The organism is Kribbella sp. CCNWLW201 (assembly GCF_037203805.1).
GTDB lineage: Bacteria > Actinomycetota > Actinomycetes > Propionibacteriales > Kribbellaceae > Kribbella.
The window spans coordinates 25,418-44,175 of record NZ_JBBCBQ010000005.1 but is presented as its reverse complement, the minus strand read 5'-3'; the positions used below and the strand labels follow the sequence as shown (position 1 = coordinate 44,175).

Here is an 18,758-nt window from a genome sequence, read left to right as displayed (position 1 = left end):
GCATACACAGACAAACAGTTCACGTGTCAACTGTTGTGATGCGCATCCAACGCCGTACACTCTGACCATGTCGACGACGATGAGCTCCGAACAGCTCGGTGCCTGGCGAGCGATGTACCGCGCGGACACGCTGCTGTTCGCGCATCTCGACAACACACTGCGCTCGCGGCTGAAGATGGGGTACTTCGAGCACGAGGTGCTGCGCGCGCTCGACCAGGCCGGCGGCCGGCTGCGGATGGCACCGCTCGCGGAGCAGCTGATGATCTCCCGCAGCGGCTGCACCCGGTTGGTCGGCAAGCTCGAGGACAAGGACGGCTGGGTGGTCCGCCGGAACACCCCGGAGGACCGCCGGGCCACCTGGGCCGAGCTCACTCCGGCCGGACGGGAGGCGCTCGCGGCTGCTCAACCTGTGGTCGAGGCTGTGGTGTCGACGTTCTTCGCCGATCATGTATCAGATGAGGACCTTCGCCGCGCGAGCAGAATCCTGGACGTCCTGGCCGACGCGAACCCGAACGACGACGGGTTCGACTGCGGGCTGTAAGGACACCAGCTCGTGACCAGCGTCGACGAGCAGTTCCCCGGTCGCGTCCGCGCACTCAAGCCGACGCCCTGCGACTACCCGGCCGACCTGCTGCGAACTCTGTACGACGCTCAGCTCGGCAGTCGCCATGCCGACCTGGCCGCTCGCTGGATGCAGTCACAGGGCCAGGGGTTCTACACGATCGGCTCGGCCGGCCACGAGGGCAACGCCGCCGTTGCCGCGGCCCTGCAACCCACCGACCCCGCCCTGTTGCACTACCGCTCCGGCGCCTTCTACCTCGCCCGCGCCGAGCAGTGCGGTTCGAAGGAAGGACTGCGCGACATCCTGCTCGGGGTCGCGGCGGCCACCACCGAGCCGATCGCGGGCGGCCGGCACAAGGTCTTCGGCCGGCACGACCTGGCGATCATCCCGCAGACGTCGACGATCGCGTCCCACCTGCCGCGCGCGATGGGGGTCGCGTTCTCGATCTCGCGGTCGGCGAAACTCGGCGTACCGTCGCCGTGGCCGCACGACGCGATCGTGGTGACCAGCTTCGGCGACGCCTCGGCGAACCACTCGACCGCGACCGGCGCGATCAACGCCGCCCTGCACGCGTCGTACCAGGGACTGCCGATGCCGTTGCTGCTGGTCTGCGAGGACAACGGGATCGGGATCAGCGTGCGGACGCCGGAGGGCTGGATCCGGCAGGCGTACGGGCAGCGTCCCGGCCTGCGGTACTTCGATGCCGACGGCACCGATGCCGCCGCGACACTGTCGATGGCCACGGAAGCAGCGACGTTCGTACGGCGGAACCGGCGGCCCGCGTTCCTCCGGCTCCGGACCGTCCGGCTGCTCGGTCACGCCGGATCGGACGTCGAGACGGCCTATCGTTCCCCTGCCGAACTCGCCGCCGACGAGGAGCTCGACCCGCTGCTCGGTACGGCGCGATTGCTGCTCGGAGCCGGTTACACAGCCGACGAAGTGATCGAACTGTACGAGGACAAGCGATCCGAGGTGATGCGGATCGCGACCGAGGTCGCAGGCCTGCCGCAGCTGTCCTCCGCGGAGGCCGTCGCCGCGCCACTGCGTTTCCCCGATCCGGCCAAGGTCGCGGAGTCGCTGCCCGAGCGCAGTACGACGACAGACCGGCTGACCCTGAGCCAGTCGATCAACCGTGCGCTGGCCGACGTACTCGCGTCGTACCCGGAGGCGATGGTGTTCGGCGAGGACGTCGGCCGCAAGGGTGGCGTGTACGGCGTGACCCGCGGACTGCAGAAGGCGTTCGGGCCGGCGCGGGTGTTCGACACGTTGCTGGACGAGCAGTCGATCCTCGGACTGGCCTTGGGCGCCGGGGTCTCGGGACTGCTGCCGATCCCGGAGATCCAGTACCTCGCGTACCTCCACAACGCCGAGGACCAGTTGCGCGGCGAGGCGGCGTCACTGAAGTTCTTCTCGCAGGAGCAGTACTCGAATCCGATGGTGCTGCGGATCGCCGGTTACGGCTACCAGAAGGGGTTCGGCGGCCACTTCCACAACGACGACGCGATCGGCGTACTGCGCGACATCCCCGGCCTCGTGATCGCGTCACCGTCCCGGCCCGACGACGCGGCCGCGATGCTGCACACCTGCGCGGCCGCCGCACGCTCGACCGGCGCGGTCTCTGTCTTCCTGGAGCCGATCGCGCTATACCACCGGCGGGATCTGTACGACGACGGTGACGACGCGTGGCTGGCGTCGTACCCGGATGAACCGGGGCCGATCGGACGCGGCCGGACGTACGGCGAGGGGACCGGGCTGACCATCGTCACCTTCGGCAACGGGGTCCCGATGAGTCTCCGGGTGGCGGCCAAGGTCCCCGGCATCCGGGTCCTCGACCTGCGCTGGCTCGCACCGCTGCCGGTCGAGGATTTGTTGCGTGAGGCAACCACAACCGGCCGGGTGCTGGTCGTCGACGAGACGCGCCGGTCCGGCGGCGTCTCCGAAGGCGTGCTGGCCACGTTGATCGACTACGGGTACACCGGCCGGATGGCGCGCGTCGCCAGCCACGACTCCTACGTCCCGCTCGGCGCCGCCGCCCACCACGTCCTGGTCAACGAGCGGGAGATCGAGACGGCTGCCCGCGAGCTGCTCAGCTGAACAGCTTCTGCCAGAAGGACTTCTTCCGCGGCGGCTCCGGCGCGCTCGCCTGCTCCGCACGGGCCCGCTCGGGACGGCTCGTGCGCCAGTGCTCGAGGATCTCCTCCTCGTCGACCGTGCCGACCGGGACGACCGGGCCGGTGGTGTCGCGGATGCTGACCAGGATCCGCTTGTTCAGGTCGGCGAGGTAGTCGCGCACCTCGGACTCGCGCCGCATCCTGGCCACTCGCTCGTGGACCTGCTGCTTCTCCTTGCGCAACTGGACCGCGGCCGGCAGCAGCGCCTCGGTGTCGATCTTCTCGCGGCGGATGAAGTCCTTCACCCACCAGTCCGGATCATGCGAGTCCGCCAGCTCCAGCGGCTTCCCCGCACCGGCCAGATCGTCGAACTCACCGGCATTCTGGGCCCGCTTGATCTGGGCCTCGACCCAGTCCTGGGTCTTCATCCCCGGTGGCTTTCGCTCGGTCATAGGCACCTCATCTGTCCTCATCGACAGTTGCTCCGGCACTCACTTTACCGGCTTGTGAATGCAATCACAAGGCATCCTGGCGCGTCCTCGGATACTGGAACGGTGACGGACGAGGAGATCGCGGCGCTGACACCGGCCGAGCGGCGGGACCTGATCCTGCGGCTGGCGCCCGACCCGGGTGGAATGCTGTCCCTCCGGACGATCGAGCGGATCCGCAAGTGGCGGACCGCACTGATGCTGGTCTGCGTGGCCGCGCTGATCCCGTGGACCGTCTACCTGGCCGTCACCCTGCCCAAGCACTACGTCGCGAGGAACTGGGTCGCCACCTGGGTGGGCTTCGACATCCTGCTGCTCACCATGCTGACGCTGACCGCGATCGCGGGCTGGAAACGCAAGCAACTGGTGTTCCCGACCGCGTTCGCGTCCGGGGTGCTGCTGATCTGCGACGCCTGGTTCGACGTCATGACCAGTCAACGCGGTGGCGATCTCACCCAGGCCCTGCTCAGCGCCTTCCTGGTCGAGCTCCCGCTGGCCTTCATCCTGATCGCCGGCCCGCTCCGCCTGCTCCGGTACGTCGCCCTACGCCACGGACTCATCCACCCGCACATGCACCTCTGGCGGATGCCCATCCCGATCCCCGACCTCTACCCCAACCGCAAGCTACCGCCGCACCCGTAGCCTTTCCTTCCGTCCGAAGAAGTGTGGCCTATAGGCCACGTTTCTTCGGACGTAAGGCTCAGGGCTCTTCGTTGCGGGGATCCTCGGCCGGGTCCTGTGGCCAGTTGTCCGGGTCGCACCACTCGGGATCCCAGCCCTGCTGGATGCAGTACTGCCGGAGCAGTTCCTCGCGGGTCGGTGGCGTAGTCGTGCTGGGTCGCGGCGGCCGGACGGTCTTCGGAGCCGTCGACGTCTTGGTCGGCGTTGGCTCGGACCGATCCTCCGACTCCGTCTCGGTGGTGCGCGTCTTCGTCGGCTTGGGCGACGGTTTCGGTGTCGGTGTCACCGTCGTCTTCTGCACCGGCGGCGGCGCGGCGGTCGTGACCCTCGGCGGTACGACGGTCGGAGTCTCCGAGGGGGTCGGCGAACTGTCGTCGACGACGTGGACGGCCTGCGAACCGGAGTCGCCGCCGAACAGACCGATCGCGGACAGGGCCCAGAAGTTGACCCCGAGCAGGAGCACCATGCCGCCGATGCCGACGTACATGGACTTGCGGGACGGGCCGCCGTACCGGCCGACCGGACCGCGAACGGCGTTGCCCTTGCCATCGACCCAGAACCGCCAGCCCTCCGGCGGCGGTGGCCAGGACGGATCGGGACGCCAGGTCTTCGGCGGGACCCAGTGACGGCGGGGCGGCGACGGCCAGGTCGGCGGGACCACGAACCGCTTCAACGAACTCCTCCATCTCCGCCGACCGAAATCTGACTCAGGCTAGTGGATCCAGCTGAGCCCCAGACACCCCCGCCAGGGTCAGGTCTTCGTTCAGATCCACACGCCCGCATCCAGGCCAACGACACAGACCCACCGCAAGCTACTTGCGACTTTCACCCATCCGCGTGTCGCACTGGATTTTCCGATCAACCCATGCCGGATTGATTGACTGGTCAGGTGGCTTCGAGGACCGAGTCCAGCAATCTGGTCAGGTCCTCGCCGAACGGGCGATCGGCTTCGATCGGCGGTACGACGTTCGCCACGGTGCCCATCAGATCGTGCAACCCAGGCGGGATCGGTCGCTTGGACAAGGCGAAGGCTTGGTGGACGGCGAGGAGTTCGCAGGCGGCGACCTCGCGGGTCAACCGGATGGCCTCGGCAAGTCCGCCGACCGCCTCCCAGGAGAAGCTCTGGACGTCCTCCTGACCGTTGGACGTCTCCGCCGTACTGATTGCCGAGGGCAACGTCAGACGACGAAGCGCATGGCTGGTCGCGACTGCTCGTTTGTGGACAGCCACCAGGCCTGCTTGTGGGCCTGGTTCGTGGGCAAGCTGGGCAGGCAGGCCGGTGACGGCGGGATCGAGCAGGCGGTGGAGGCGGGCTGTGGAGACCTCGGCCGCGTGCGCGAGGGCTGCGGTCAGGTGATCGCAGTGCGCGGCGAGGTCGATCCCGTGGAACCCCGCGGTCCCGACGAACTCGCCGTCCAGGTAGGCCGGTGAGTCGGTGACACCGGTGAAGGCTCGCTCGACCGCCGCATCCAACTGCGTGAGGGTACGTCGGACATGCGAGATCACCTGCCCTGCAACGCGAAACGAGACAGGAGCCTGCAGTGACCGAGGTTCGGGGTCGGGACCGGCGAGGTCGCGGAGCCGGGTGAGCTCGGCCGCCAGCTCGTCGTCGCCTCGGGCGGTCAGCGGGTGGTACGGCGCTCTGTTCGCGCCGATCACCGCGATCGCGCCGGCGGCGATCTCGCTCAGACGGTCTGCCAGGCGGCGCGCTCGCGCGGCGTGCAGCGCTGCCCGCCCGGTCGCACCTGGAATACCCGCGAGGAGCGCGATGCCCTCCTTCGGGCCGAGCTCGAACTCGAGCGGACCGAACGCATGCGCCAGCGGGATGATCTCGCCGGCCGAGCCGGCACCGCTCGCCGGGATCTTGGGCATCCGACCGCTGTTGATGACGGCGACCAACTGCTGGATCAGCTCGACGGAGACCCCCGCGTCGCCGGTCAGGAATGTGCGCAGCCGGCCGATCAGCACGGCCCGGGCTTCATCATCCGGCAACCACGGTGGCCCGCCGACCGCTCGACCGAGCAGCAGGTTCCGTTGGTGCTTCTTCTGCTCGTCCTCGGTCAACCGGACCTTGCTCAGGGCACCCATTCCGGTGTTGACGCCGTACACGGGTGCCGCGGAGATCAGCGCTGCGAGCACGTCGGCGCGGACCGCGGCCAGGTAGTCGAGGAGGGGTTGAGCGATGGTGATCGGCTGGGGACTGGCGGGGTCGAGATCCGACGGCCGGCTGATCAGCAGGTCAGTGTCCGTCACCCGGCTCCTTCACCATGTCCCCACCCCCGAGCAAAGCGAGGGGCGAGGTTCTTCGGTCGTCGTGATTCGATACTAAAGTTCTTCGCCGCCACGCTACGTTCGGGCCATGACGACACAGACGCCGGCGCGGACGGTGATCGGGCACTCGACCACGGACAAGGTCGTCCTGTTCGGTGGGTTCCCGCTGGTCGGGCTGGTGCTCGGGTTCTTCCTGCCGCGGATCGCCGACTGGGCCACCACGCTGGGCTGGGTGCCGTTCCAGGGACCGCTGGAGCTGATCGCGGGCTGGGACGAGTGGTGGGTGAGCGTGATCTGCATCGTCATCGGCCTGCTCGCGGGTGTCCTGCTCGCCGCGATCGCGCTCGAGGACACGCTCAAGGTGACGGTCACCGGGCAGTCGGTGGAGTTCCTGAAGAACCAGAAGACGGTCACGGTGCCGCGGGAGAAGGTGGCGGTCGCGTTCCTGGACGGCAAGGAGATCGTGCTGCAGGACTCGACGTCGCGGGAGCTCGCCCGGGAGAAGCACGATCAGCTGAAGTCCGAGGCCAAGCAGATCCCGGCGGCGTTCCGGGCGCACGGCTATCCGTGGTCCGATGGCGGTGATCCACATGCCGCCCGGTTCCGCCGGTGGGTGGAGGACGAGCCGGACCTGCCGCCGACCGTCAACGCGGTGCTGAAGGTGCGGTCGAAGGCCTTCGACCAGGGTGACAAGGGGAAGGCCGATCTCCGGGAGCTTCGCGACGAGGTGACGAAGCTCGGCTACACGGTGAAGGACAAGGAGAAGAGGCAGTACTGGCGGGCCACGACACTGGGCTGACAGGGCTGGGATGGCGCCGAGGAACAGGAGGTAGTCGGCTCAGCAGCTCGAGGTCGTGGTCAACTGAGCGTGCCGAGGCCGGGTAGGTAGAGGTATACATCCTGTCCTTCGGCACGATGCAACTCACGAATCCGCGGTGATCGGGTCTGGGCGCGGGGCAGTACTGCGAGGCAGCATGGCTGTGTGGAACTGACAGCCGTTCGGGTCACCAAACCCGACGACCTCAACGTGATCGTCGGGCAGGCGCACTTCATCAAGACCGTCGAAGATCTGCATGAGGCTCTGGTTGGGGTCAGCCCGCACCTGCGGTTCGGGTTGGCCTTCTGCGAGTCCTCCGGGCCGCGGCTCGTCCGCCACTCTGGCAACGACCCGGACCTTGTCCAGCTCGCGGTCGAGAACGCCCAGGCGATCGGCGCCGGTCACGCTTTCATCGTGTTCCTGCGCGAGGGCTATCCGGTCAACGTCCTGCAGGCCGTGCGGCAGGTGCCGGAGGTCTGCGGGATCTTCTGCGCCAGCGCCAACCCGGTCGAGGTCCTGCTGGCCGAGACCGAGCTTGGCCGCGGCATCATCGGCGTGGTCGACGGTCAGCCGCCACTCGGCGTCGAGACCGAGTCAGACCAGGCCGATCGCAAGCAACTGCTCCGGACGATTGGTTACAAGTTGTAGCCAACGGAGACCGCTGGCGACGTGATCAGGCGCCGAGGAGGTGGATGACGGCCTGGGCGTAGGCCTGTTCCGCGTCGGGGGCGGTGTGGGAGCTGTCGGTGAGCTCGACCCGGTAGCCGCCGGGCACTGCCTCGAGGGTGCGGAAGTGATCGCCGAGGAGGGCGCGGAGCTGTTCCTCGCGCGGGAGCCAGATCACCTCGCGCTGCTCGATGCTGTCCAGGGCCCACTCGGTGGTGCCGTTGAAGCCGATCACCTTGCTGCCCTGGTAGTCGTGCACCTCGACGGTCATGTCGCTCACCACGAACACGTCGTCGTCCATGTCCCGGTCCGGTACGACGAAACGATCCCCCGCCGCGGGGGCCCACAGCACCCCGGCCTTGCGCAGTCGCCCGGCCTGCTCGATCGTGATCACGTCTCCATCCTCCCCATGCCACTCAAGCCCCGCACCTCAGCCGCGAGCCGCGGGGCCGGCCAGGAGGGTGGTTCAGCGGTTCAGAGCAGCCCGGAGTTCGGCCGCACGGCGCGCGATCCGGTCGCGTGACTCGCTGGTCAACGGGAGGTCGAGGAGCGCGGTTGCCTGCAGGTGACTCGCCCCGAGCAGCTCACGAAGACGTCGTACGGCGGTCTCGCGGTCCGGCGACGACGCCAGCACGTCCTGGACCTCGGTACGGCGCTCGAACGCGGCCAGTACGCCGTCGTAGATCTCCAGCTGCGTGTGCGCCGACCGGTCGGGTTCGGTCACGACTGCTTCGTCTCCCTTTCCGGTAGCCCGGATCACCTGTCGCCACAGAGCGGGGACGGCGAGGCGCGCCCGGGTGTATCGCGGCATCGGCTGGGCGTAGGTCATGGTCATGATCGGCTCCTGATTCGTCTCGTCGGGTCAGTCGGACTAGTCGGACACAGCGCGCGCGTACGGTTCGCGCGGCGGGCACTTGGTGCCGGGGGTGGTCAGCGCCTCGAAGTGCCAGGGTTCGTTGTCGTACCTGCGGCAGATGCCGTAGCGATAGCCGTTCCGGTTCAGCCACTGCATGGCGGCCGCCGGACCGATGTCCACGGCCTTGCCCTGCACGTGAGCGGAGTACTTGGGCGGCAGCACCCACCGCGTCGCCGCCTTGTACGAGCCGTACTTCTGGATCGCCTCGTTCAGCAGTCGCTGCTGCTTGGCCGCGGTACGGCGACCGGAAGTGATCCGGAGCGTGACGCCATCCCGCTTCGCCGCGGCCATCGCCTTCGTCAACCGCGACTTCAGCTTCGGCGACAGCCCGTTGATGCTCGACTCGCCGTACGACGGTTTCGTCGGAGGTTTGGTCGGCTTCTTCGTCGGCGTCTTGGTGGGCTTCGGCGCCGTTCTGGTCGGTGTCGGGGTCGGTGTGCTCGTGGCGAGGGTGGTGGGCGGGCCCGAGACCGCGGGGGCGTTCATGATGACCGGCTCCTTGTCGGCGGCCAGGCCGAACAACTCCCCCATCTGCCCGTGCCAGAGCACCAGCGATCCGACCGCCAGCACCGCGAGCCCCGCACCCGTCACGGACAGCAACCGCATCCGCACCGGGCCGGTCCGGCGCGGCGGCTGCTCGTTGGTCATGGGAGTAAGCCTCTCGGATCACGGTGGCGGGCGCATCGGCCCCAGGGACCGTCATCGGGACCCGGAAGTAGGCCCTGAGTATCAAATCGGACGCTCAGCCTCCTCCAAAAGTTGGAGAGCGTGCCCATCCGGGCAGATGAAGCTTCGGCGAACGTCACCTGACTACGCTGGGCAACGTGTGGACCTACTGGCGTCGGTTGCCGCAGGCGCAGCAGGATCTGCTGCTCGCGGCGCTCATCGGCGTGGGCTGGTTCATGGCGCTGAGCCTGATCAACGACAGCGGCCTGCGCCCGCAGAATCCGACCGTCTCGGTCGTCACCGGCGTCTTCCTGGTCATCACGGTTGCCTTCGGCCGGCGGTTCCCGCGCGCGATGCTCGTGGTCGTCTCGGTGCTCTACCCGTTCCTGTACGCCGCGGTCGGCACCGGACTGGCCGCCCAGATCGGCCTGACGATCTTCGGCCAGCCCGAGATCAGCGATGCCGCGCTGCAGTCCGAGATCCACCTGGTTCCGCTGCTCGTGGTCGGGTACCTGGCCGCATCGAGCGGCGTACGGCGGTTCACCTGCCTGTTCTTCACCATGGGCAGCCTGGCCGCGCTGATGATCGGTCTGCCGACCGTGGTCGCGATCGTGCTGGGCCATGCGAACCGGGCAATCCTGTACGGCGACCGGTACAAGAACCTGCCCACCGACGTACCGAGTCTGTACAACTACATCGACGTCTCCCTGTTCGTGTTCGCCGAGGCGCTGATCTGCGGCATGGTGCTGCTCGGCGCGGACGCCCGCCGGCGGCGCAAGAGCGTGGCTCTGCTGGAGCAGCGCAACGCGGAGCTGGTCCGGCTGCGCGCTGTCGAGGCCGAGCGGGCCAAGGTCGCCGAGCGGACCCGGATCGCCCGCGACCTGCACGATGTCATCTCGCACCACGTCAGCGCGGTCGTCATCCGGGCCCAGGCCGCGGACCGGGTCGCGGACCAGAAACCCGAGGCGCTGCGGGAGGCGATCCGCTGGATCATTGCCAGCGGCAAGGAAGCGCTGACCGCGATGCGTGAGACGGTCAGGGTGCTGAACACCGCCGAGCCGGGTGCGGACGCCGCGACCACAGCAGGCTCGGGTGGCGGGACGGCGCCGGTGCCCGATCTGTCCGACGTCGCGCGGATGGGTGAGCGACTGAAGGCGGTCGGCGTCGACGTGACGATGCATCTGCCCACCCGGCAGCGGCAACTGACCTCGGCCACCGATCTGACCGCCGTACGGATCATTCAGGAGGCGCTGACCAACGTGATGGTGCACGCGAAGGCGACCGCGGCTCAGGTCACCTGGCAGAGTGGACCGCAGGGCGAGCTCCTGACCATCGACGACAACGGCAGCGGCGGACCACCGCCGGTGAATGTGCTGGAGACCGCCCGGCGGAGCGAGAGCGGTCGCGGGAACGGGCTGATCGGGATGCGGGAACGGGCGACGGCGGTCGGCGGCACGCTGGCCGTCGCGGCCGGCCCACTGGGTGGATGGAGAGTGCAGGCATGGCTGCCGCCGCAGAGGTAGACGACCAGATCCGGGTACTCGTCGCGGACGACCAGGGCGTGATCCGGATGGGCCTGGCGATGATCCTCGACCATGAACCGGACCTGACCACGATCGCCCAGGCCGGCGACGGCGAGGAGGCGCTCCGGATGGTCGACGAGTTCGACCCGGACGTCGTCCTGATGGACATCCGGATGCCGGTGATGGACGGTCTGGTCGCGACCGAGCGGATCACGTCCGCGAACAAGACGGCCGGCCGTTCGCGTCCCGCCGTACTGGTGCTGACGACCTTCGACGACGAGGCGTACGTGCTGAGCGCGGTCCGGGCCGGGGCGTCCGGGTTCCTGCTGAAGGACACGGATCCGGATCTGCTGGTGTCAGCGGTCCGCGCGGTCTACCGAGGCGACTCGCTGGTCGACCCGGCGTCGACGCGGGTGCTGCTGGAGCGGTGCATGGAGCTCGAGCGTCAGGTCGGCAGCGGTACGACGCAACCCGCGCCGGTCCAGCCGGACGGCCGCTGGGTCGGGCTGCTCGGGCAGTTGAGTGAGCGTGAGCGCGAGATCCTGGTCTGGATGGCCCGCGGCCTGTCGAACCGGGACCTGGCCACCAAGCTGTTCGTCAGCGAGACGACGGTGAAAACCCACGTGAGCAGCGTGCTGTCGAAGCTCGGCCTGTCCAGCCGGGTCCAGGCCGTCGTGGTCGCCTACGAGGCGGGCGTCGTCCGACCGGGCGAGGCCGACGTCCGCTGGGAGTCCTAGGAATACAGATAGATCCCCAGCGCCGCCGCGGCGAGGAGGAAGAGGACCGTCAGGACCTGGGCTTTCAGGGATGCCTTGCGGCGGTTGGGTAGGAAATCTCCGGTCATGCCTCCAGGATGCGTCGCGAGACGCACTCGCCCATCGGTCCTCAGGACGGTTCTGCGGTACTACCTGAGGATGAGGTCGTTGCCCTCGGCCCCCTGATCGTCAGACACGGCCTAGTCCCCGAAGTACTCGGCCCGGACCTTCTTCGGGACGCACATCGACCAGGCGTCCAGGATCAGTTCGCGGAGTTCGTCGTACTCGAGGGCGGCCAGGCGCACCTGGATCCACCGGAAGCGCTCGTCGGACGGGCGCGGTGGGAAGAACTTGTCCGGCTCGGCCGCCAGCGCCGCCGCCCGCTCCTCGCGCGGGAACCCGATCCCGATCGTCTGCTCGTCCGCCGCCACCGCCAGGTACACGATCTGCCCGACCCGGAACTTGATCTGGTCCCGGACCAGCACCTCGTAACTGCGCGGCAGGTCCGCCGTGATTGCCCGAATATCCGTGAGATCGACCACGGTCCAACGATAGACAAGGATCACTGACAGGGAATGTCAGTGATTCCGGCTGTACCTTGGTCGGATGCCTTTTGAGGTGAGCGCGGTCGAAGGGGCCGAGGTGGTGTTCCGCCTCGCCGATCCCTCGCATGCGTTCACGGGCGTCAAGCTGTGGCAGGAGCTGGGTCTCGCGGCCGAGTTGCTCGAGTTCAAACCGGTCCACTACGGCTGGGAGCTGCGGCTGCCGCGGCCGTCCGTGCACCGGATGGAGTACCTGTTCGACATCGCGGATCTGGGGATGCGGACCGATCCGACCAACCCACGGCTCGTCGGCGGCGCGTTCGGCGAGCACTCCTGGCTGCCGCTCCCCGGGTACGTCGAGCCCGCCTGGCTCACGAGCACGCAGATCCCCTCCACTCTGACGCCACTGACGGTGGACTCCCCGGTGGGCACCGTCGACCTCCAGGTGTGGGCGCCGGAAGGCATCGCGCCGACCTTCGAGCTGCCGATGCTGCTCGCCCACGACGGTCCCGAGTTCGCCTCGTACGCCGGTCTGACGCACTACGCCGGCGCGATGGTCGCTCAGGGCGTTCTCCCGCCCTTCCGGCTCGCCCTGATCCACCCGACCGCCCGCAACCTCTGGTACGCCGCCAATCCGCAGTACGCCGAGGCCTTGACGCAGTACGTGCTGCCTGCGATCAAAGCGCAGTACCGGAGCCGTCGAGCCGTGATGATGGGGGCGAGCCTGGGGGCGCTGGCGGCGCTGCATGCGGAGTGGCACCATCCCGGCACGTTCGACGGGCTGTTCCTCCAGTCGGGGTCGTTCTTCACGCTGGAGACGGACCCGCAGGAGGCCAGGTTCGAGTACTACGGCCAGGTCACCGGCTTCGTTAACCAGGTGCTGGCGGCAACCACGGCCCCGAGTACGCCGCTGGTCGGGATGACCGCCGGGACGCCGGAGGAGAACGTCCACAACAACCGGGTGATGGCGGCGAAACTGGCCGGGCTCGGACTCCGCGTACAGTTCGAGGAAACGCCGGACATGCACAACTTCACAGCCTGGCGTGATGTGCTGGATCCTGATCTCACGGATCTACTGCGACGCGCCTGGGGTGAGGCTGATGGAGCGGGAACAGGTCGAGTTGGAGGCACCGGGGCTTGACCGCCCCGGCACGCTGATCCGTTACGGCCATTACGGCCGCCCGGTGCTGGTGTTCCCGAGTGAGCAGGGCCGCGCCTGGGACTACGAGAACAACGGCATGGTCGACGCCGTCGCCGACCTGATCAAGGCCGGCCGGGTGAAGTTGTACTGCGTCGACTCCTACGACCACGTCAGCTGGTCCGACCGGAGCATCCAGCTCGAGGACCGGGCCCGGCGGCACGGGCTGTACGAGTCGTGGATCGTCAACCAGGTGGTCCCGGTGATCGGTGCGGACTCGCCCGGCGTGTCCGACATCATCACCACCGGCTGCAGCCTGGGCGCCTTCCACGCGCTCAACTTCGCGTTCAAACGGACCGACCTGTTCCCGGTCGCGATCTGCCAGTCGGGCAACTACGACGCGGCCAGCTGGCACGCCTGGGGTGAGCGCGGCGAGGCGACGTACTTCAACAACCCGGCCGACTACCTGCCCAACCTGAACGGCGACCACCTGCAGTGGCTGCGCGAGCGGATCTTCATCGTGCTCACGGTCGGCCAGGGCGACTGGGAGACCAACCCCACCGGATCGCTGCCGTCCGCTCGCGCGACAGCCGCCGTACTCGCGGCGAAAGGCATCCCGCATGACTTCGATCTGTGGGGGTACGACGTAGCGCACGACTGGCCCTGGTGGCGGCAGCAGATCGCCCACCACCTGCCCCGATTCTGTTAGGAGATCTTGTGGCTGACCGCTCAAGGCATTTGATCGGGTTGTTGCTCGGGGCCGAAGAAGATTGGCCGCAAGCGTTCGAGGCATTGTTGCAGCGGGTCGGGCCGGTGACGCTGGACGGGGCCGAGCACGAGTTCGGGTCACGGCGGCTGACCATCGAGCCGTTCGACCTGACCGATCCGGTCCGGGTCGGCCTGGTGATCGACCGGCTGGCGTACTGGTACTACCACCCGCGCGAGTGGCTGAAGAAGGCCGCGCTGATGAACGGCACCTACCTGCTGAACTCGCCGTTCACCTTCCAGGCGATGGAGAAGCACAGCGCGTACTGCGCGATGCTCCGGCTCGGTCTGAAGATCCCGAAGACCGTGCTGGTGCCGTACAAGAACCCGGTCGACAACGTGCGCTGGGCGTACACATCGGCGAAGTACAACAAGGGGTTCGATCTCGACGCGATCGCCGAGGACCTCGGCTACCCGCTGTACATGAAGCCGTTCGACGGCGGTGGCTGGCGAGGAGTGTCCCGGATCAACGACAAGGTCGACCTGCACCGGGCCTACGACCAGTCCGGCGAGATGCTGATGCATCTGCAGGCGACCGTCGACTACGACAAGTTCGCCCGGGCGCTGTCGATCGGTGCCGAGACGATGGTGATGGATTTCCGGCCGGACGAGCCGATGCACAACCGGTACGCCGTCTCGCACGACTTCCTCAGCCCGTCGGCCGGGCACCAGGCGGTGGCGATCAGCCGGATCGTGAACGCGTTCTTCGGCTGGGAGTTCAACTCCTGCGAAATGCTGGTCGCGGGCGACTCGGTCCACCCGATCGACTACGCGAACGCCTGTCCGGACGTCGCCGTCACGTCACTGCACTACTACTTCCCGTGGGCGATCAGCGCACTGGTCAAGTGGTCGGTCTTCTCGCTGGCGACCGGCCGGCGCAGCAGCATCGACCTGCACACCGAGCGGTACTTCGAGATCGCCGACGACGAGTCCCTCGACTACGACGCCAAGATCGACGCCTACCTGGCGCTCGCCGACGAACACTTCGAGACGGCGAAGTACCACGAGTGGTGTGCCGAGCACCTGGGTGACTTCGACCTGCGCGTCCGCGACTGGTTCGCCGGCCCCGACTTCGACCACTTGCTCCGGGAGACGGTGAAGACGACCTATCCCGACAACGAGCAGGACCAGTTCTTCAACCATTTCCGCGGCCTGATCAACCACTGGCTAGCCGATCAGTAACCGGGTGCCGGCGGTGAGGGCGATGCCCACGGCGATGGCCAGCAGCAGTGGAACCCTGACAACGGAAAGGATCCCGGCGACACCGACGCCGGCAAGCTGAGTCCAGTCGAGCCGCTTGCCGCCGAGTTCGGTGACGATGAGGCCTGCGAGCAGTACCGGAGCTATCAGGCCCACGACCCGAACCGCAGCCGGTGGCAGCCTGCGTTCGCCCATCGTCAGCGGGCCGCCGGCCTTCATGAGCCAGTTGACGATGGTCACGGCCAGGGCGGCCAACCACAGCCTCATGATTTCTCCTTGTCGGTCACCGGAATCAGGCCGATCAGTGCTGCGGCTGTCGCTCCGAGGAGCGCGTAGCCCGGATCGGTCACCAGCAACAGCACGGCAGCAGTGACGGCTCCGAGGAGGGACGCGGACAAGGCCAGGCGGGATCGCCTCACCTCGTCCAGCGCGAGCACCAGGAAGAACGCCGGGAACACGACATCCAGCCCGAGCCGGTGCATCAGATCAGTCGACGGAGCGGTCAGCGCGCCGACCGCGGTCCCGAGCACCCACGCGACCCACTGCGGCAGGCTGGCGCCGATCAGGCGGGAGACGTCGTACCGGCCATCGTCGCGATGGGCGAAGACGAACGAAGCGTCCACGAGCGCCTGCGCCTGCAGCGCCCGGCTGAGTCGGCTGCCGCGCAGGCTGTCGTTCAAGGCGACGCTCATCACGAGGTAGCGAGCGTTGATCAGCGCCGCCGAAGCGACCGCGGCCGCCACCGTGCCGCCGGACAGCCCCGTCAGCAAGGCGAACTGCGCGGATCCGGAGAAGGCGAGTGCCGAGAACAGGACCGGCAGGCCGAATCCCCAGCCCCGGGCCTCTGCCTCCGCGCCGAAGCTGAGCGCCAGCACGAACCCCGCGCCGGCCGGTCCGAGCCCGAGCCGGATCCCCTCGGCGAGGCCGGCCCGCTGGATGCCCGTCATATCGATGCTCCGGCGTGACGCCGTTGATAGTGCCTGCGGGCCCGGGCCCGATTGCCGCAGTCCGCTGAGCTGCACCACCGGCGCGAACCGTTCTTGCTGCGATCCAGGAACAGCCAACCGCAACCGTCGTCATCGCACTGCCTCAACCGATTCAGGTCCTCATCTTCAAAGAGCCGCCAGACGGCCAGCCGTACCCGAGCGACGACGGTGTCGGCGCTCCAGGTCAGCGGTCGCGCATTGACCAGCGAGGCCTTGCGTACGGCGTCCCCGACGAGTTCCCGCAGTACGGCGAGATCCTTGGCGTCCGCCTCATCGCCGACAGCGAGCGGACGCAACACCGCGTAAGCCGTCTCACGGCAACGCACGAGGTCGTCGTACAGCGCGGTCTCTCGATCCGACGCTTCCAGTCCGGCGGCCGTCAGCCACTTCCGCAGGTTGTCCGGATCCGCGAGCCGGTCAACCCGCCGCCGCTCGTCCAACCGCCAAGCCACGGTGTTGACCAGATCAACCCCCAGATGCCCACCAACCAACTCCGGCCGATACTCCATGGCTCTCATCTAACACCCAAAAGGCAGAATGAGTCGTTAGGCAAGGAACGCGCAAGCACACCGCGTGTCGAGGCTGGGGGGTCAGTCGTCGAGGGCGGTGAGGATTGTGTTGAGGGCGGTGGTGCGGGAGGGCGGGATGGCGAAGGTGCCGCGGGTGGGGGTGTGCAGCCAGCCTTCGGCGGTGAGGTGGCGGAGGTGGTGGTAGATCTGCCCGCTCGTGCCGAGGCCCTCCACCTGGCTCAGCGAGTTGACGGTCGCGTGACCGCGGACGATCTCGCGGAGCAGGGTGAGCCGGATCGGGCTGCCCAGCGCCGCGAGCGCCGGCGCCACCTCTGACCAGTCGCGCCTGGCCCGGAGTTCCCTGAGCGCCCGGCCCGCGTCGGCCTGCCGGGAATCGGACCGCCGCCGGCTCGTTCCCCGCTGCGTGACTGCTGCGGATTCCAGCGCCGCGATGCGCCGTTCCAGCTCTGCGAGCCGGTTATCCACAGGGTCTTCCACACTGTGGATAGTACGTAGTTACGTAGCTGTTGAAAAGCTCGGCGCACGTAAAGTAGCGGGGTGCGTGATGTGGATGTGCCGGCGTGGTGGCAGCGGCTTGGGTTGGATGGGCTGGTCGACGTGCACGTGCACTTCCTGCCCGACCAGGTGATGAATGCGGTGTGGTCGTACTTCGACCAGGCGTCAGAGCACTACGGCACGTCCTGGCCGATCAACTACCGCACGTCGGTCGAGGAGCGACTGAAGACGCTGGAAGCATTGGGCGTTCGGGCGTTTCCGGCGCTGGTCTATCCGCACAAGCCAGGGATGGCCGCGTGGCTCAACGAGTGGGCGCGTGACTTCGCCGAGGCGACACCCGGGTGCGTGCCGAGCGGGACGTTCTACCCCGAGCCGGGTGCAGCCGCGTATGTGCGCGACGCGTTGGAGAAGGGCACGCGGATCTTCAAGGTTCACGTGCAGGTGGGCGATTACGATCCGCGCGACACCGAGCTCGACGACGTGTGGGGCCAGCTAGCCGAGGCCGCCGTACCAGTGGTGGTGCACTGTGGGTCCGGCCCGATCCCCGGCCGTCACACCGGTCCAGGGCCGTTCGGTGAGGTACTACGGAAGCACCCTCAGCTGACCGCGGTCATCGCGCACCTGGGGATGCCGGAGTACGACGAGCACCTGGCGATGACGTCGTACCCGAATGTGCACCTCGACACGACGATGGCTCTCACGCCCTTCACCGAATCCCTCATGCCGTTCCCCCGCTCGCTGACCGCACGCCTCGGCGAGTTGCAGGACCGGATCGTGCTCGGGTCGGACTTCCCGAACATCCCCCACGAGTACGCCGTCCAACTCTCATCCTTGGAGACATTGGAGCTGGGCGACGACTGGCTGCGCGCCGTCTGCTGGGACAACGGCGCCCGCCTACTCTGCCTGTAACCGCGGCGCGAACCAGGCCAACATCACACCGGTCAGAACCGCGTCCCGATCGGGCTGCTGCGCGCGCGACGCAAGCATGACCGCACTCAACACCAGCGCCCGAATCCGCTGCTCCTCGTTGCCGGCATTGAGATTCTCGTTGAACCACCGAACCTCACCCAGCTCATCCGGCGCCAACCCCCGCCGCTCACCCATCACCCCAACCCCCACCGGCGGCGGCCCCTCACCCCGATCATCCCGAACGACATAGTCGCCATACCCAAGCCGCCCCATCAACTCCCCCCACCCAGCCGGATCCGTCAACGCGCCCCAAGCAACCGACGGCATCACCAGATGATTTGTCTTTCGGAGCGCCACGGCCGCATCCAGCACATCCATCACCCCACTGGGCCACACATGAGTCAGCAGCACAGCCGGTGCATCACTCCGCCCCGCCCGCGAATGCATGAAGTGCACGAACTGCCCACCGACCTCGGTACCAAAGTGCTCATAGCCGTTCATCCGGTCCTGGTGGACGCGCCAGTCGTAGCCGTCGACCCAGTAGTCCACCAACTCATCGACAAACTCGGCCGGCACAACCCCAGCGCCCTGTTGCCCACTGTCCTCGAGCTCCCGGATCCGCCGGTACAGCGCCGCCAACTCGTCCTGCGGCACCCGCAACCGCACCCGACGAACCGCAGCAACCCGCTCCATCCCCACCCTCCCACCCATCAAACGCCCAGCCTGACACATCCGAC

General features: G+C 67.9%; 23 protein-coding genes. 11 read left to right on the top strand and 12 right to left on the bottom strand.

Going from position 1 to position 18,758, the window contains the following annotated elements:
• Positions 1 to 67: 67 nt before the first annotated feature.
• Together V9K99_RS21970 and V9K99_RS21965 are read left to right on the top strand one after the other, a co-directional pair.
• Entirely contained in the window at positions 68 to 541 is a 474-nt protein-coding gene (locus V9K99_RS21970; protein ID WP_337010354.1) for a MarR family winged helix-turn-helix transcriptional regulator, read from the top strand.
• A 12-nt stretch (positions 542 to 553) separates the two neighbouring features.
• Positions 554 to 2,656: a thiamine pyrophosphate-dependent enzyme gene (locus tag V9K99_RS21965; protein ID WP_337010356.1), complete on the top strand. Its 2,103-nt coding sequence runs from the start codon at positions 554 to 556 to the stop codon at positions 2,654 to 2,656.
• Here V9K99_RS21965 and V9K99_RS21960 read toward each other — a convergent pair.
• Positions 2,649 to 3,125: a J-domain-containing protein gene (locus V9K99_RS21960; protein WP_337010358.1), complete on the bottom strand. Its 477-nt coding sequence runs from the start codon at positions 3,123 to 3,125 to the stop codon at positions 2,649 to 2,651. The genes V9K99_RS21965 and V9K99_RS21960 overlap by 8 nt on opposite strands.
• Positions 3,126 to 3,227: 102 nt before the next feature.
• Here V9K99_RS21960 and V9K99_RS21955 point away from each other — a divergent pair, with 102 nt between their 5' ends.
• Positions 3,228 to 3,803, top strand: coding sequence for a hypothetical protein (locus V9K99_RS21955; protein ID WP_337010360.1), 576 nt, complete (start codon positions 3,228 to 3,230; stop codon positions 3,801 to 3,803).
• 58 nt (positions 3,804 to 3,861) lie between these two features.
• On the opposite strand, the gene V9K99_RS21950 is transcribed toward V9K99_RS21955, so the two are convergent.
• A complete protein-coding gene (locus tag V9K99_RS21950; protein ID WP_337010362.1) occupies positions 3,862 to 4,515 on the bottom strand; it encodes a hypothetical protein in 654 nt (217 codons plus the stop codon).
• Positions 4,516 to 4,727: 212 nt separating this feature from the next.
• On the bottom strand, positions 4,728 to 6,095 hold the full coding sequence (locus V9K99_RS21945; RefSeq protein WP_337010364.1) for an aromatic amino acid lyase: 1,368 nt from the start codon (positions 6,093 to 6,095) through the stop codon (positions 4,728 to 4,730).
• Between the two features lie 106 nt (positions 6,096 to 6,201).
• On the opposite strand from V9K99_RS21945, the gene V9K99_RS21940 reads away from it, so the two are divergent.
• Complete coding sequence (locus V9K99_RS21940; RefSeq protein ID WP_337010366.1) at positions 6,202 to 6,912, top strand: YqeB family protein; 711 nt, start codon at positions 6,202 to 6,204, stop codon at positions 6,910 to 6,912.
• 183 nt (positions 6,913 to 7,095) lie between these two features.
• On the top strand, positions 7,096 to 7,578 hold the full coding sequence (locus V9K99_RS21935; RefSeq protein WP_337010368.1) for an adenosine-specific kinase: 483 nt from the start codon (positions 7,096 to 7,098) through the stop codon (positions 7,576 to 7,578).
• 25 nt (positions 7,579 to 7,603) lie between these two features.
• On the opposite strand, the gene V9K99_RS21930 is transcribed toward V9K99_RS21935, so the two are convergent.
• The 3 genes from V9K99_RS21930 to V9K99_RS21920 all read right to left on the bottom strand — a co-directional run bounded on the left by V9K99_RS21930 (position 7,604) and on the right by V9K99_RS21920 (position 9,160).
• Positions 7,604 to 7,990, bottom strand: coding sequence for a pilus assembly protein CpaE (locus V9K99_RS21930; protein ID WP_337010370.1), 387 nt, complete (start codon positions 7,988 to 7,990; stop codon positions 7,604 to 7,606).
• 72 nt (positions 7,991 to 8,062) lie between these two features.
• Positions 8,063 to 8,431: a hypothetical protein gene (locus tag V9K99_RS21925; protein WP_337010372.1), complete on the bottom strand. Its 369-nt coding sequence runs from the start codon at positions 8,429 to 8,431 to the stop codon at positions 8,063 to 8,065.
• 36 nt (positions 8,432 to 8,467) lie between these two features.
• Positions 8,468 to 9,160, bottom strand: coding sequence for a M15 family metallopeptidase (locus V9K99_RS21920; RefSeq protein ID WP_337010374.1), 693 nt, complete (start codon positions 9,158 to 9,160; stop codon positions 8,468 to 8,470).
• A gap of 176 nt (positions 9,161 to 9,336) precedes the next feature.
• Here V9K99_RS21920 and V9K99_RS21915 point away from each other — a divergent pair, with 176 nt between their 5' ends.
• Positions 9,337 to 10,701 (top strand): sensor histidine kinase, encoded by a 1,365-nt coding sequence (locus tag V9K99_RS21915; RefSeq protein WP_337010376.1) that lies wholly within the window; start codon positions 9,337 to 9,339, stop codon positions 10,699 to 10,701.
• Positions 10,680 to 11,438: a response regulator transcription factor gene (locus tag V9K99_RS21910; RefSeq protein WP_337010378.1), complete on the top strand. Its 759-nt coding sequence runs from the start codon at positions 10,680 to 10,682 to the stop codon at positions 11,436 to 11,438. The genes V9K99_RS21915 and V9K99_RS21910 overlap by 22 nt, the downstream gene beginning before the upstream one ends.
• 218 nt (positions 11,439 to 11,656) lie before the next feature.
• On the opposite strand, the gene V9K99_RS21905 is transcribed toward V9K99_RS21910, so the two are convergent.
• Entirely contained in the window at positions 11,657 to 11,998 is a 342-nt protein-coding gene (locus tag V9K99_RS21905; protein WP_337010379.1) for an MmcQ/YjbR family DNA-binding protein, read from the bottom strand.
• 64 nt (positions 11,999 to 12,062) lie between these two features.
• Between V9K99_RS21905 and V9K99_RS21900 the strand changes: the two genes are divergently transcribed.
• The 3 genes from V9K99_RS21900 to V9K99_RS21890 are packed head-to-tail and all read left to right on the top strand — an operon-like array spanning position 12,063 to position 15,083.
• The gene (locus V9K99_RS21900) at positions 12,063 to 13,139 is read left to right on the top strand and encodes an alpha/beta hydrolase (RefSeq protein ID WP_337010381.1); all 1,077 of its coding nucleotides are present in this window, start codon (positions 12,063 to 12,065) and stop codon (positions 13,137 to 13,139) included.
• Positions 13,099 to 13,845 (top strand): esterase family protein, encoded by a 747-nt coding sequence (locus tag V9K99_RS21895; protein ID WP_337010383.1) that lies wholly within the window; start codon positions 13,099 to 13,101, stop codon positions 13,843 to 13,845. The genes V9K99_RS21900 and V9K99_RS21895 overlap by 41 nt, the downstream gene beginning before the upstream one ends.
• Before the next feature lie 8 nt (positions 13,846 to 13,853).
• Positions 13,854 to 15,083, top strand: coding sequence for an ATP-grasp domain-containing protein (locus V9K99_RS21890; RefSeq protein WP_337010385.1), 1,230 nt, complete (start codon positions 13,854 to 13,856; stop codon positions 15,081 to 15,083).
• Here the strand turns inward: V9K99_RS21890 and V9K99_RS21885 are convergent.
• From V9K99_RS21885 to V9K99_RS21870, 4 genes are all read right to left on the bottom strand, one after another.
• Complete coding sequence (locus V9K99_RS21885) at positions 15,069 to 15,368, bottom strand: AzlD domain-containing protein (RefSeq protein WP_337010387.1); 300 nt, start codon at positions 15,366 to 15,368, stop codon at positions 15,069 to 15,071. The two genes, V9K99_RS21890 and V9K99_RS21885, sit on opposite strands and share 15 nt — an antisense overlap.
• Positions 15,365 to 16,048 carry an AzlC family ABC transporter permease gene (locus V9K99_RS21880; protein ID WP_337010389.1) on the bottom strand — a complete coding sequence of 228 codons (684 nt, stop codon included), beginning with the start codon at positions 16,046 to 16,048 and terminating at the stop codon, positions 15,365 to 15,367. Before V9K99_RS21880 ends, V9K99_RS21885 begins: the two co-directional genes overlap by 4 nt.
• Positions 16,045 to 16,605 carry a CGNR zinc finger domain-containing protein gene (locus tag V9K99_RS21875; protein ID WP_337010391.1) on the bottom strand — a complete coding sequence of 187 codons (561 nt, stop codon included), beginning with the start codon at positions 16,603 to 16,605 and terminating at the stop codon, positions 16,045 to 16,047. The genes V9K99_RS21880 and V9K99_RS21875 overlap by 4 nt, the downstream gene beginning before the upstream one ends.
• 72 nt (positions 16,606 to 16,677) lie before the next feature.
• Complete coding sequence (locus V9K99_RS21870) at positions 16,678 to 17,094, bottom strand: ArsR family transcriptional regulator (RefSeq protein WP_337010393.1); 417 nt, start codon at positions 17,092 to 17,094, stop codon at positions 16,678 to 16,680.
• 60 nt (positions 17,095 to 17,154) lie between these two features.
• On the opposite strand from V9K99_RS21870, the gene V9K99_RS21865 reads away from it, so the two are divergent.
• A complete protein-coding gene (locus tag V9K99_RS21865; RefSeq protein WP_337010395.1) occupies positions 17,155 to 18,021 on the top strand; it encodes an amidohydrolase family protein in 867 nt (288 codons plus the stop codon).
• On the opposite strand, the gene V9K99_RS21860 is transcribed toward V9K99_RS21865, so the two are convergent.
• A complete protein-coding gene (locus tag V9K99_RS21860) occupies positions 18,007 to 18,687 on the bottom strand; it encodes an epoxide hydrolase N-terminal domain-containing protein (RefSeq protein WP_337323600.1) in 681 nt (226 codons plus the stop codon). The two genes, V9K99_RS21865 and V9K99_RS21860, sit on opposite strands and share 15 nt — an antisense overlap.
• Positions 18,688 to 18,758: the final 71 nt, after the last annotated feature.

Bases quoted from the DNA above. Each gene is read 5' to 3' on its own strand.
- V9K99_RS21970 (WP_337010354.1), top strand. From the start codon at position 68: ATGTCGACGACGATGAGCTCCGAACAGCTCGGTGCCTGGCGAGCGATG.
- V9K99_RS21960 (WP_337010358.1), bottom strand. From the start codon at position 3,125: ATGACCGAGCGAAAGCCACCGGGGATGAAGACCCAGGACTGGGTCGAG.
- V9K99_RS21940 (WP_337010366.1), top strand. From the start codon at position 6,202: ATGACGACACAGACGCCGGCGCGGACGGTGATCGGGCACTCGACCACG.
- V9K99_RS21925 (WP_337010372.1), bottom strand. From the start codon at position 8,431: ATGACCATGACCTACGCCCAGCCGATGCCGCGATACACCCGGGCGCGC.
- V9K99_RS21920 (WP_337010374.1), bottom strand. From the start codon at position 9,160: ATGACCAACGAGCAGCCGCCGCGCCGGACCGGCCCGGTGCGGATGCGG.
- V9K99_RS21910 (WP_337010378.1), top strand. From the start codon at position 10,680: ATGGCTGCCGCCGCAGAGGTAGACGACCAGATCCGGGTACTCGTCGCG.
- V9K99_RS21900 (WP_337010381.1), top strand. From the start codon at position 12,063: ATGCCTTTTGAGGTGAGCGCGGTCGAAGGGGCCGAGGTGGTGTTCCGC.
- V9K99_RS21895 (WP_337010383.1), top strand. From the start codon at position 13,099: ATGGAGCGGGAACAGGTCGAGTTGGAGGCACCGGGGCTTGACCGCCCC.
- V9K99_RS21885 (WP_337010387.1), bottom strand. From the start codon at position 15,368: ATGAGGCTGTGGTTGGCCGCCCTGGCCGTGACCATCGTCAACTGGCTC.
- V9K99_RS21880 (WP_337010389.1), bottom strand. From the start codon at position 16,048: ATGACGGGCATCCAGCGGGCCGGCCTCGCCGAGGGGATCCGGCTCGGG.
- V9K99_RS21875 (WP_337010391.1), bottom strand. From the start codon at position 16,605: ATGAGAGCCATGGAGTATCGGCCGGAGTTGGTTGGTGGGCATCTGGGG.